The sequence below is a fragment of the Mesorhizobium sp. WSM4850 genome, assembly GCF_055811735.1.
Genome location: NZ_JBVVPV010000014.1, coordinates 39,784 through 52,130 on the forward strand (window position 1 = coordinate 39,784; position 12,347 = coordinate 52,130).

12 protein-coding genes are annotated in these 12,347 nt (G+C 63.2%); 4 read left to right on the forward strand and 8 right to left on the reverse strand.

All coding sequences use genetic code 11. The annotated features are described in order from the left end of the window. Positions 1-60 precede the first annotated feature (60 nt). Positions 61-534, reverse strand: a complete 474-nt coding sequence (locus AC0L2Z_RS15785; RefSeq protein WP_027153453.1) for a L,D-transpeptidase — start codon at positions 532-534, stop codon at positions 61-63. A gap of 579 nt (positions 535-1,113) precedes the next feature. On the opposite strand from AC0L2Z_RS15785, the gene AC0L2Z_RS15790 reads away from it, so the two are divergent. Then, a complete protein-coding gene (locus AC0L2Z_RS15790) occupies positions 1,114-1,281 on the forward strand; it encodes a hypothetical protein (RefSeq protein ID WP_023797130.1) in 168 nt (55 codons plus the stop codon). Positions 1,282-1,320: 39 nt separating this feature from the next. Here the strand turns inward: AC0L2Z_RS15790 and AC0L2Z_RS15795 are convergent, their stop codons facing one another. Beyond that, a complete protein-coding gene (locus AC0L2Z_RS15795; protein ID WP_023797129.1) occupies positions 1,321-2,007 on the reverse strand; it encodes a response regulator transcription factor in 687 nt (228 codons plus the stop codon). A 47-nt stretch (positions 2,008-2,054) separates the two neighbouring features. Between AC0L2Z_RS15795 and AC0L2Z_RS15800 the strand changes: the two genes are divergently transcribed. Both AC0L2Z_RS15800 and AC0L2Z_RS15805 read left to right on the forward strand, forming a co-directional pair. Further along, positions 2,055-2,834, forward strand: coding sequence for a response regulator (locus AC0L2Z_RS15800; protein ID WP_063830524.1), 780 nt, complete (start codon positions 2,055-2,057; stop codon positions 2,832-2,834). A gap of 51 nt (positions 2,835-2,885) precedes the next feature. After that, positions 2,886-4,970 carry a GAF domain-containing sensor histidine kinase gene (locus AC0L2Z_RS15805; RefSeq protein ID WP_473628667.1) on the forward strand — a complete coding sequence of 695 codons (2,085 nt, stop codon included), beginning with the start codon at positions 2,886-2,888 and terminating at the stop codon, positions 4,968-4,970. 131 nt (positions 4,971-5,101) lie between these two features. Here AC0L2Z_RS15805 and AC0L2Z_RS15810 read toward each other — a convergent pair whose 3' ends face one another. The 6 genes from AC0L2Z_RS15810 to AC0L2Z_RS15835 all read right to left on the reverse strand — a co-directional run bounded on the left by AC0L2Z_RS15810 (position 5,102) and on the right by AC0L2Z_RS15835 (position 10,413). Then, positions 5,102-5,512, reverse strand: coding sequence for a hypothetical protein (locus AC0L2Z_RS15810; protein ID WP_473628669.1), 411 nt, complete (start codon positions 5,510-5,512; stop codon positions 5,102-5,104). Positions 5,513-5,740: 228 nt separating this feature from the next. Continuing rightward, the gene (locus AC0L2Z_RS15815) at positions 5,741-7,027 is read right to left on the reverse strand and encodes a flavin monoamine oxidase family protein (RefSeq protein ID WP_473628670.1); all 1,287 of its coding nucleotides are present in this window, start codon (positions 7,025-7,027) and stop codon (positions 5,741-5,743) included. Positions 7,028-7,159: 132 nt separating this feature from the next. Continuing rightward, positions 7,160-8,218, reverse strand: a complete 1,059-nt coding sequence (locus AC0L2Z_RS15820; RefSeq protein WP_473628671.1) for a dipeptidase — start codon at positions 8,216-8,218, stop codon at positions 7,160-7,162. 211 nt (positions 8,219-8,429) lie between these two features. Continuing rightward, complete coding sequence (locus tag AC0L2Z_RS15825; RefSeq protein WP_023797123.1) at positions 8,430-8,729, reverse strand: GNAT family N-acetyltransferase; 300 nt, start codon at positions 8,727-8,729, stop codon at positions 8,430-8,432. A gap of 3 nt (positions 8,730-8,732) precedes the next feature. Further along, on the reverse strand, positions 8,733-9,368 hold the full coding sequence (locus AC0L2Z_RS15830; RefSeq protein ID WP_023797122.1) for an alpha/beta hydrolase: 636 nt from the start codon (positions 9,366-9,368) through the stop codon (positions 8,733-8,735). Between the two features lie 112 nt (positions 9,369-9,480). Further along, positions 9,481-10,413 (reverse strand): VOC family protein, encoded by a 933-nt coding sequence (locus tag AC0L2Z_RS15835; protein WP_473628673.1) that lies wholly within the window; start codon positions 10,411-10,413, stop codon positions 9,481-9,483. Positions 10,414-10,645: 232 nt separating this feature from the next. Between AC0L2Z_RS15835 and AC0L2Z_RS15840 the strand changes: the two genes are divergently transcribed. Next, on the forward strand, positions 10,646-12,226 hold the full coding sequence (locus AC0L2Z_RS15840; protein ID WP_023797120.1) for an alkaline phosphatase family protein: 1,581 nt from the start codon (positions 10,646-10,648) through the stop codon (positions 12,224-12,226). Positions 12,227-12,347: the final 121 nt, after the last annotated feature.

The following is a 12,347-nucleotide window of genomic DNA, read 5'->3' on the forward strand; positions in this document are numbered from 1 at the left end:
AAAGGCCGGAAACTTCCGGCCTTTTTTCTTGGGCAGTGATGTCCGAATCGCCTTCTTTATCTATTTGACGATGACGATCCTGGTGTTGGTCGGACCGAACATCTCGACAAGCTGGTAGAAGTCGGCGGCGTTGTCCGGATGCAGCCGCACGCAGCCATGCGAGGCCGGCTGGCCGAGGCGCCTGACGAAATTGGTCGCATGCACGGCGTAGCCACCCTTGAAGAAGACCGAATGCGGCATCGGCGCGTTGTCATATTTCCTCGAATACCACATCTGGTGCATGCGGGTCGGCTTGAACGACCCGGTCGGGGTGAGATGCCCCCTACCGCCGGTCGAGACTTTCCACGCGAAGGTCGGCCGGCCGTCGACGAGGACTTCCATCGTCTGCTGCGAAAGCGAAATCCGCGCCACGATCTGATTGGCGGCCCGATTGGCAGCATCGGCAACGCCGTTGCCGGCGCCGAACAGAAGAACCGTGCCCGCGGTGACGGCGGCGGCGATGTTGATGAGCTTGGCGGAAATGGCAGTGTACATGATATCCCCCTGTCTGCCGGGTATGGCCCGGCTCCAATTCGATGACTGGGCTTGTCGTTGGGTCACGTTTCGAATTGATTTCGCACGGCCGACGTTTCTGTTTCGAAACTGTTTCCTCTGGTTAACGGCCGGGAGGCCCATCCGAGGCATTTGCAGGGGTGAAACCAAGGAGAAATTTGACTTGGCTCGAAACCAATCGGCAACAAAGCGCGGACTCGAGCGGCATGATCTGGATACAGGCCGCCCGCAGAGTTGACCCAACGAAAACAGCCGGCACAAACGAAGATGAACATGCAGTCTAACGCGATCTCCTGGCTGTTCAGGATAAGCATAGCCGCAGTGTTGATTTGCATGCCGCACTGTTTTCGCCACGGTCTGGATCGTCTCCAGCCTGCGCATAACCGGCTCAAGGCCCTCTGGCGGGTCGGTTTTGGGCTGAAGAAGATGCGCGGCACCTCCGGCAACTTGCAGCCGAGAGGACCGAAGGCCCGCGCCGCAACGGGGGGCTCCGATGGCGGCGGGGGCACTTCGGGGTTTTCCCTGAAGCGAACCTGAAACCAAATTTGGGGGACGAAAACGATGAACACGAAATTTGCAGCTTCGGTACTTTCCGCACTGCTCTACGCACAGGGCCTGCTCGGCTTTGCCGGCCTCGCCACCGTGCTTCTCAGGGATCGTGCCCATGCCAGCGAATTCGTCGCGGCCAGCGAAATGCCGTCAGGTCCGTCGCTTCTCGTGGTGCGCTGAGCGTCTGGGCCTGTGGACAGTACGGTGAGGGCCGCGGCCTCAGTCGGCGAACTGCGTCGGCGGATCGAACCGGTAGCCCGCACCCCGTATGGTGGTGATGGTTTCGGTGTCGAGCTTGCGGCGCAGTCGCACGATGCGCGAATCGATCGAGCGATCGAAGGCATCGGCATTTTCGGCGGGCGCGGCGGCAATGATATCGTCGCGCGTCAAGACCTTGCGCGGACTGGCCAGGAACAATCTGAGCAGCGCCACCTGACCCGGCGACAACTGTTCTTCCGTGCCGGAGCGATGCATGACCATGGCCGACCGGAGGTCGACCGTCGCGTTCTCCAGCACGACCAATTCCCCGGCGTTCCGGCCGCGCCGTGCCAGCAAGCCGCCGATACGTGCGGCGAGTTCCCTGACGTTGAGCGGGCTCTCGACGACGTCGGCGGCGCCGAGTTCGAGCGCCAGCACCTTGTCGACGAGATCGGCCGGCCGGCAGATCAGGATGAAATCCGGCCCGCCCTCGCCGCCATGGCGCTTGAGCAGATCACGACCTTCCGCCTGGCTGAGGCTGTCGCCGACGACAACGACATCGATGCCGTTTCCGGAAAGCAAGGATTCGGCCTCCCACGGCTGCCGTACTGCGCGAACGTCATGACCGCGCCGTTCGAGATGGTCGGCCAGATCGGTTGCGACCACTTCGGCGACGGAAACAAGCGCGATGATGGATCGTGCAGCCATTTTTTTCTACCCTGCAACCCGGCAACCCAAGATGAGTGCTGGACATGATGTTTATACCCAATCTACTTTCCGCTGAAAGTGGGAGCGAGAGCATCGTGCGGGCACGAATTGTCGTCGTCGAGGACGAGCCGGATCTGAGGGACGCGGTTGCCGAGTATCTCGACGCCAGCGGCTACGATGTCGCTACGGCCGAGAGTGCCAGCGCTGCGCGAACCTTGCTGGAAACGCAGTCGTTTCACCTGGCCATCCTCGACATCGCCATGCCGGGCGAGGACGGCCTGTCGCTTGGCCGCTGGATGCGCTCGAAAACGCCGATCGGCATCATCTATGCCACTGCCGCCGGCACCGCGCTCGACCGCATCGTCGGGCTGGAACTCGGTGCCGACGACTACATCGTCAAGCCCTACGAATTGCGCGAGGTGCTGGCGCGGGTCCGCAGCGTGCTGCGCCGCGTGCCGCAGCCGGCCGAGCCGCAGGCCGCCAAGGCCGAAACAACTGCCAACCGCCGTTCCATGAGCTTCGGACCTTTCCATGCCGATCTCGACGGTCGGTTCGTCACCGGCACCAATGGGACGGTCATCGACCTGGCCAAGAGCGAGTTCGACGTGCTGGAGGTCTTCCTGACGCGTGCCAACCGCTTGCTGACGCGTGCGGCGATCTCCGAGGCGATCGGCTTCGCGGAAGATCCTGAATCCTCACGTGCAGTCGATATCCGCATCATGAGGCTGAGGAAGAAGATCGAGGCGGACCCGGCCAATCCGAAATTCCTGCGCACAGTCCGCGGCGAAGGCTATATCTTCTCGCTGCCGACCGGCGAAGGCAACTGAGCGGCGCGACCAACCACTCTCGGTGGCACGACTGTGAAATGACGGCTGACCATGACGGCTGAAGCACGCAGCGATAGGCACGGCGTCAGGCAGGGCGCGGCGATGGCCGCTGTTCACATCGTTCGCCGGCTTCACGAAGCTGGCGACTGGCAGCGCGAGATGGGCAGCATCCTTGAAACGCTGTGCGGGGCCATGGATTGCCAGCGCGGCATCCTGTTTCGGCTGCGCGAACTGCCCGGCCAAGGCTTTGCCCAATCGGTGGCGGCCTACTGGATCGACCCCCGATATGGTGGCGAGCTGGCATCGCCGACGGTGATCATGCAGTCGGTTGTCAATTCGGACCCACTGCTGGAACGGTTGGCGGAGGACGAGCGGCAAGGCAAGATCTTCGCGGGACACACGCGCGACCTCGAAGGCTTTCTGAGAACCGACTTCGAAAAGCAGCACATCAAGTCGTTCCTGTCGGTGTCGGTCTTTGCGCATGGCCATCTGTGGGGCACGCTGGCGGTCAACGACTGCGTGAACGAGCGCGAATGGACCGACGAGGAAGTGGCGACGCTGCACATCGTGGCGCTGGCCATCGGCGACGCCATCGAACGATCGCTTTCCGATGCCCACGCCAGCGAAGTCATCCGCCGCACCATGCTGCAGGCCTCGCTCGACGCGATCATCGTCATCGACGAGACCGGTTCGATCATCGAGTTCAATCCGGCCGCCGAAAAGATGTTCGGCTACCAGCGCAGCGACATCCTCGGCAAGGACCTGCTCGACACCGTCGTTCCGGACTATTATCGCAAGGGCTATGTGTCGGGCGCCGAATACATGTCGGGCCGCCGCGCGCCGATGGTCGGGCAGCGGATCGAGACCGTCACCCAGAATGCTGCCGGCGAGGTCTTTCCGATCGAATTGACGGCAACCGAGATGCGGGTCGCCGACCGCCGTCTGATCTTCGGCTCGATCCGCGACCTCCGCGACAAATTGCGTGCCGAGGAGGAGATCGGCCGCCAGCGCGAAAAGCTGCACCAGAACGAGAAGATGGCGGCGATGGGCTCGCTGCTTGCCGGCGTGTCACACGAGCTCAACAACCCGCTTGCCGTGGTCGTCGCCCAATCGACTTTGTTGCACGAGTTCGCTTCAGACCCGCAGACCAAGGTGCGCGCCGAAAAGGTGCGCGCCGCCGCAGAGCGCTGCGGCCGCATCGTCAAGAGCTTCCTCTCGATGGTCCGCCTGCATCCGGCGTCGCAGGCCGAGACCGACCTCAACCAGGTGGTCCGCGCGGCACTCGAAGTGACCGCCTACGGCGCCAGGTCGACCGGCATCATCATCGATACCGATTTCGCCAGCGGCCCGCTGCTGGCCATGGCCGACGCCGACCATGTGACGCAAGTTGCCGCCAACTTCCTCATCAACAGCCAGCACGCTCTGGCCGGCATCGGCGGCGACCGGCTGATCAAGGTTCGCACGTTTCGCAGCGATCGCGGCAATCCCTGTTTCTCGGTCGAGGACAACGGGCCGGGCGTGCCGGAAGCGATACGCTCTCGCATCTTCGAATCGTATTTCACCACCAAGCCGGTCGGCGTCGGCACCGGCATCGGCCTGTCGATTTCGAAATCGATCATCGAACGGCACAATGGCAATGTCTGGTTCGAGGAAGTTCTGCCGAGAGGCGCCCGTTTCGTTGTCCAGTTGCCGGCGATCGCCGGCGGCGCGGCCGCCGCCGGCGAAAACCCGTCGCGCTCGAGCGGATTGCGCCACGCCCTGATCATCGACGACGAGCCGGATGTCGCCGCCTCGCTGTCCGACATTCTGGAGTTGATGGGCATCAAGTCGCGGATCGTGCCGAGCTGGGCGTCAGCCGCCGCGACCTTGTCGGGCCATATGCCGCCGGACATCGTCTTTTCCGATCTGCGCATGCCCGGCACCAGCGGCATATCGATCTATCGCGAACTGCTCGCCGAAAAGCCTGATCTGGCGCGGCGCTTCGTTCTGGTCACCGGCGACCTGATCGGCGCGAAAGCCGAAATCGAGGCATTGCCGGCGCCGCAGCGGCCGCAGATCCTGGAAAAGCCGTTCAGCACGCTGGACGTGCGCGGGGTGCTGTCGGCCATCGCCGAGCAGGCCGCATTGGGCAGCTAGGACTTCGGACTGGTTGAAATCGGTTTTTGAAAAAATCCGATGCTCAACAAAGGGGCTTTCCAGAGAAAAAAGACTCCCGGCCGAGGATGCGGCGGGAGCCTGCCTGGAGCGCTGGAGGGGTCGCTCGGGCATCAAAAAACGTTCGGCGTATCGGTCAGCGGCGCGGCATTGGCGATCACGCGAACCGCGCGGGCCTTGTGAATGCCGGATTGCTCGGCAATGACGCGCAGGCACTCCGCACTCTCGGCGCCCCAGGCCTGCCCCTTGCAGACAAAATCGATCTCCGGCATCGGCAGCCGCGCGGTCTTGGTCGTGGTCGGCGCGCCCTTGACGATGTTTGCCGGCGGGTTCAGTGAAGCAAAGGCGGGACCAACAGTCGGCGCGAACGCCATGCCGGCGAACGCGGCGGCGCCCAGCACCACGAACAGCGCCATCGGATGGTTATTGGCGCGCTGGCGCAGCGCCAGCTTCGGCCGCCGATCCTTGCCCTTCAGCGCTTGCAGACGGCGGTCATTGCAGGCAGTCCGGATTTTCGTATACATCGCGCTTCCCTTCGTCGATCTTCTTTTTTTGTTGAAACGAACTTAGTCGCACCTTGTAACGGACGAACGACGCACGCAAACTGACCGTGTAACAGCTTTGAAACGGGATTTCGGCGGGCACATCCGGTCATCGCAGGGGCGCGGGATCAAATCGCGCCGCCGCTCTGGCCCGGCGACGTCCGGTCGCCACCTTGAGACGCCCTCGCCTGCACCATGAGGCGCTAGTGATTACTGCGGATTAAATTCCCTGAGGATTTTCCGTGCCGCAATGCGCCCAGCCACGATTGCGCCTTCGACATAGCCCGGAAACAACGGCGACAATTCCGAGGATGCGAAATACACCGGCGGCGCGCCGGCCAGGATGGTTTGTTCGGCCTCGGTGGCGCTCGTATCGATGATGAGATCGGCGTAGCCGCCACCGCTCCAGCGATCATCGGTCCAGTCGCGACAGCTGAAGTCGATGAAGCCGTCAGCGTCCGTGCCGAGCGCCTGCCTCAGCCGCGCCATAACCTCGGTGCGCAACGCGGCATCTCCCAGTTCCCGCCAGCGGAGGGCAAGCGGCCCGCCGACGAAGACGACCAACGCAGGGTGGCCACAATCCTTGCTGACGTCACAGGCAAAAAGTGCCGGCGGATCCCGCCACATCACCATGCCGCTCAGGCCCTTGGCGCGCCAAAAGGCGGTGGCATAGCGCAGCTGTATTTTGATCACCGCGCCGCTTTGCCAGACGCCGAGAACCTTTTGCAAGGCAGCCGGCAGCGGCGGCGCGAAGTCCAGCTTCGAAGCCATCATCGGCGGCATGGCGATCAGCGCTATTCGAGCCGTGATCGAGCCCGTCGTCGACGCGAGACGAACGCGTCCCGGTCTGCGCTCGATCGTTCTGACCGGTGTGTTCAATCGCAGGCGGTTGCCGAGATCGCCAGCCAGATCATCCGCCAGGGACTGCATGGTTTCGTGCACGAAATACTGCAGCTCCGACACCTCGTTGGTGATACGGCGGTCATTGTCGATGAGGTGCCAAAGCGGCAGTTTTTCAAGCGCTTGGCACCACAGGCCCTCGATCATCGAGCGGAAAGCCGCCTTGGCCTCGCCAGGATCGTTCTGGCGATCGAGCCATGCGGCGACGGTCAAGCCGGCGATAGCCGGATCGCCCGGTGCGATCGCGTTCATGCGGTCGCGGATCGACATCGAGGCGTGGTAGATTCGCTCGACTTGCTTTGCGCCGGTCAGCGGCTGGGCAACGAACTCGCCCTTAGCATAGGTCTCGACCAACGTCTTGCCGCGCGTTCGCACCAGGGCCATCAGTTCCGGCATGTCCTCGCACAGGAACTGACCGCCGCTGTCGATCCGCTCGCCAAGCCCGTTCCACTGGGACTCGACCCGCCCGCCGACGCGGCCGCGCGCCTCGAGCAGCGCAAGATCGATGCCGGCCTTGCTCAATTCATGCGCGGCTGACAGGCCGGTAAAGCCGGCGCCGACGATGGCGACATCGGTTCGTACGGTCTGGCGCTTCAAGAGCCGGCCCTGAAGGTCTCGAAGTCCGCAATCATCCGCGGCTTGAGCTTCGGAGACAACGGTCCTGTCGAGATCATCAAACCCCGCTCGATCGAATTGCAGGTTGCTGGCTGCTCCGCCGGGCGGCCCGCTTTAGCCAATGGTCTTTTCCAGCATGCTTATCCAGTTGCGGTAGGCGATCTTCTCGATCAGCGCGAGACCGAAGCCGCGCGCGGCGAACGCGTCGAGCAGCTTCGGCAGGCCGGTGACGTCGCCGACCACAGCCGGGATCATGGCGCCGTCGAAGTCGGACCCGAGCCCGACGCCGTCTTCGCCCAAAGCCTGCAGCAGTGAATCGACATGGCGCACCATGACGTCGATACTGGTATCGGCATTCATCCTGCCGTCTTCGCGCAAAAACCCGGTCGCGAAATTCAGCCCGACCATGCCGCCCGAGTCGCGGATCGCGCCGAGCTGCCATTCGGTGAGGTTACGCGAATGGCCGCAGATCGCATGGACATTGGAATGGGTCGCGACCAGTGGTGCGTCGCTGATCTCGGCGACGTCGCGAAACCCCTTCTCGTTGAGGTGCGAAAGATCGACCATGATGCCGAGCTGGTTGCAGGCCTTGACCAGCGCCTTGCCGGCATCGGTCAGGCCAGGTCCGGTGTCGGGCGTCGACGGGAAACGGAACGGCACGCCATGGCCGAAAGCGTTCGGGCGGCTCCAGACGATGCCGAGCGAGCGCAAGCCGGCCGCATGCAGCACGTTGAGCATGGTCAGTTCGGGGTCGATCGCCTCGACGCCTTCGATATGGAACACCGCTGCGATCGACCCTTGCGCCATCGCGTTTCGCACATCGCCGGCGCTGCGGCAGACGGTGAGCGCCGACGCTCGTTCCAGCCTGAACAGGATCGAGGCCATGGCGATGGTGGAAGCAAGCGCGTCGGCGCGCGGAATTTCGGGCGGCAAGGGCTCGATATCGCTTGGCGCGGGAGGAACCGCACTGCGCTTGGATTTCTCGACCGGCGGCGGAAAGATTGCGAACATGCCGCCGGCAAAGCCGCCCTGTTTCGCGCGCGGCAGGTCGATGTGGCCACCCGATGTTCCCTCGATGAACAGCTTTTCGACATCCGCGTCTTTCGACTGATAGAGCCTGAGCAGCGTGTCGTTGTGGCCGTCGAAGACGGGAACAAGATCGGTTTCGGTCATCAAGGGATCATCTCGGTTCGATTGGTCGGGCGGGCAATATCCTACTTAGGCAAGGCAATACCCACTAGGCAAGACGACCCAGTGGCCAAGGCTGGCCACGGGGTAAGAATGGCCACTGGCAAGACTGGCAATCTGCGCAATTGAAGCGAGCGCTTGTGGCTGCCCGCCCGCAACCGTCATCGTGCGCCGAGGCTTGGCGCCAGGACCGGCGCTATTGCTTCAGCACGTCGGCCCATTCCTGGTGACGCCGGAACTGGGCGTTGGCGAACGGGCAGAGCGGAATGATCTTCTTGCCCGCCGCGCGCGCGTCCTCGACGGCGCGGGTAACGAGCCTAAGTCCCGCGCCCTGGCCGCGAAACGCATCCGGCACTTCGGTGTGGTCGATGATGATCTGGTGCTCGCCGACCTTGGTAAAAGTCATCTCCGCCTCGGCGCCGTCAGGCCCGCGCAGGAGATAACGGCCCTTGGAACCGCGATCCTCCAGTTCGACCTCCGGCAATTGGTCAGGCATTGCTTACGCTCCTTCTGCCGGCGTAGCGGACAGGAACCGCCGCGCCGCCTCGATCTCGTTCGACTGCACCTCATGGCCGCCGTCGTGCCACTCCACTGTGACATCGGCGCCATCGGCGCGCAAATGGGCTTCTAGCCGCGACGTCAGGTTGGGCGGACAGATCGGATCGCGCCTGCCTGCTGTGACCAGGATGCGGCGGCCGGCGAGACTTCCCTCGATTTCCGGCTCGAATGGGATCAGCGGATGCATCAGCACCGCCGCGTCGAACAGAGAGGGCGCCGCGAACACCACCGAGGCCAGGATGTTGGCGCCGTTGGAATAGCCGAGTCCAAGCACCGACGCGGGCTTTGACGCCTCGACATGCGCCCCGATGTGCGCCTTGACGAAGCCAATCATCTTGTCCGTCGCCCGCGCCAGGTCGTCCATGTCGTAGACGCCCTCGCCGGTGCGGCGAAAGAAGCGCGCAGCACCGTCTTCCGAGACATCGCCGCGCGGCGAAACGATAGTCGCCTGCGGCGCGAGATCACGCCCGAGCGACAGAAGCTGGTTCTCGTCGGCCCCGGTGCCGTGGAAGACGAAGAGCAGCGATCCATCAGGCGAACCCGGCAGTGTCCTATAGGTGTAAGCGTCCTTGCTCATGGCCTTGTCCTTAATGCATGTCGCGCAAAAGTGCGCAGCGGTTTTGCGATGACGACATGCACAAAACCAAACTAAAAGCGCGTCGCCCAACCTGGTCAAACGCGATGCGCTTTTAGTCTTCCAGCTTTTGCAGATGTTGCTCGAGATAGGGCCTCAGATGCTGGTGCTGCGACGGCAGCTTCAGCGCCTCGCCGAGATGGGCGGCGTCCTCGTCGCGATCGAAGCCCGGCTCGTTGGTGGCGACTTCGAACAGCACGCCGCCCGGTGTGCGGAAATAGATCGCCCAGAAATAATCGCGGTCGATCACCGGCGTCACCTGGTAGCCGGTGTCCATCAGCGCCTTGCGCACTTCGAGCTGCTTGGCGCGGTTTTCGACAGCGAAGGCGACGTGGTGGACCGAGCCGGCGCCGAGATCGGCAAATGCGGCGCCCGGCAGCGATTCGATATCGACGATGTTGGCGCCGTTGCCGTCCTTCAGCGCCAGCCTTTTTATAGTGCCGGACGTGTCGACTTCCTCATAGCCCATGAAATTCAGCAGCTCTTCCGTGGCGCCGCCGTCCTTCAGCCTGAGCGACACCGAGTGAAAGCCGCGGATCGCCTCGTCGGACGGAACATCGCCCTTCGCCCATGGCGCACGGGTGTCGGCCTTGTTCTCGACCAGCGCAAACCCGTCGCCATCGGGACCGGCGAAGCCAAGGCGCTTGTCGCCGAAGCTCTCTTCGCGCGACAGCCCGGCGACGCCCTCATCGGCAAAACGCTTTTCCCAATAGGCAAGCGTGCCTTCGGGCACCGAATAGACCGTGGTGCCGACCTCGCCAACGCCGTGGCGGCCCTTGCCGATGTTGCGGAACGGAAAATAGGTCATCACCGAACCGGGCGTGCCGAGCTCGTCGGCATAGTAGAGATGGTAGACATCCGGCGCGTCGAAATTGACGGTTTTCTTGACCCGGCGCAGGCCGAGCTTTTTTGTGAAGAACTCGTTGTTCTGGCGCGCATCCCTGGCCATCGAGGTGACGTGATGCAGACCCCTGATCTGGTTGAGCATTTTCCTGCTCCTTCCTTGTCCTGTGCGGCCCATGCCGCGGTCCACGCCAATATGAGGAGCCGCCAGCCGGCGGCAAAGGCCGCAAACACAGAATAGACTGTGCTCTATAAGTGAACAATAAAGCGACTTTTGTTCACCGTTTTGCGAACACCTGAGGCTTGTGTCGCCACAAAAATTCGGCTCCCGTGATCGGCAGGTATTCGCGACAGGTTTTCAATGAAGGACACCAGCATTGGTCAGAAAAGACAGACGCCCGAATGTTCTCCTGATCACCTGCGACCAGTGGCGCGGCGACTGCCTGTCGGCGGCAGGCCACAAGGTGGTGCGAACGCCGAATGCCGATGCGCTCGCCGCCGAGGGTGTGCTGTTTCGACAGCATTTTGGCGGGGCGGCGCCCTGCTCGCCGGCACGCGCCTGCCTCTACACCGGCCTTTACCAGATGAACAACCGCGTCTGCCGCAACGGCACGCCGCTCGACGCTCGCCATGGCAACATCGCACTCTCGGCACGCAGTCTCGGCTATGATCCGACGCTGTTCGGCTATACCGACGTGTCGCCCGATCCGCGCACGCTGACGCCAGGCGACCCGCGGCTGAAAAGCTATGAAGGCGTGCTGCCCGGCTTCACCGTGCGCCAACTCCTGCCGGAGCACCAGAAACCGTGGCTGTCATGGCTCAAGGCGCGCGGCATCGATAGCAGCGCCGGTTTTCCCGATATCCATCGCCCAGCGGACGAAATCGTTGCTGCCACGACGGACGGCGCCGTGACCACCTCACCGCCCGTCTACTCGAAGGACGAGACCCCAGCCGCCTTCCTGACCGGCGAATTCGTCCGCTGGCTCGGCGAACAGGAGCGCGGTACACCGTGGTTTGCGCATCTTTCCTTCCTCAGCCCGCATCCGCCCTTCATCGTGCCGGAGCCTTACAACAAGATGTATGATCCAGCCGACGGAACAACCTTCCGCCGCGCCGCGAACTGGCAGGCCGAGGCGCAGAGCCACCCCTACCTTGCCTATGAACTTGGGCAGCAGCAGCGGGCAAATTTCCGCCCCGGCGCAGAGGGCAAGGTGCGCGACTGGGGCGACGACAATTTTCGCCGCATCCGCGCGCTTTATTACGGCATGATCTCGGAAGTCGACGCGCAGCTTGGCCGCATCTGGCAGGTGGTCAAGGCGGCGGATGCCTGGGACGACACCATCATCGTGCTGACCTCTGACCATGCCGAGATGATGGGCGACCATTTCATGCTGGGCAAGGGCGGCTTCTTCGACGGTAGTTTTCATATTCCGCTGATCATCCGCGACCCGCGTCGCCGCAAGGCGGCCGGCGCCAGCGTCGACCGCTTCACCGAAGCAGTCGACATAGCGCCGACATTGCTCGATCTGCTTGGCGAGGTATTCCCGCCGCATCTCGACGGACAATCGCTGAAGCCGTTCCTGGATGCCGGGGAGCCGGACAATTGGCGCGAGGCCGCGCATTGGGAGTTCGATTTCCGCTCGGTTGCCGACGCTGATGCCGAGCGCTATTTCGGCATCGGTCCGCGCCAGTGCAATCTGGCGGTCATCCGCACGAAACAATTCAAATATGTACATTTCGCCGGCGGCCTGCCGCCGCTGCTGTTCGACCTGGAGAAGGATCAGGACGAACTGAGCAATGTCGCTGCCGATCCGGCCTATCTGCCGGTCCGGCTGGAGCTTGCCGAAAGGCTGCTTGCCTGGCGGGCCGAACATCTCGATCAGTCGCTGGCGCTTGCCGAACTGACCGAGGATGGCGTGGTCGGCCACGTCGCAGGCCTGCCACCTTTCCCATCATGAAAAGGCCCCCCCCCCGGGGGGGGCCGGGGGGGGTTGGAAGGTGGGGGAGAAAAAAAAAAAAAAAAAAAAGGGGGGGGGGGGGGTTTGGGAAATTTTGGGGGGTTAATTTGGGGGGGGCCGG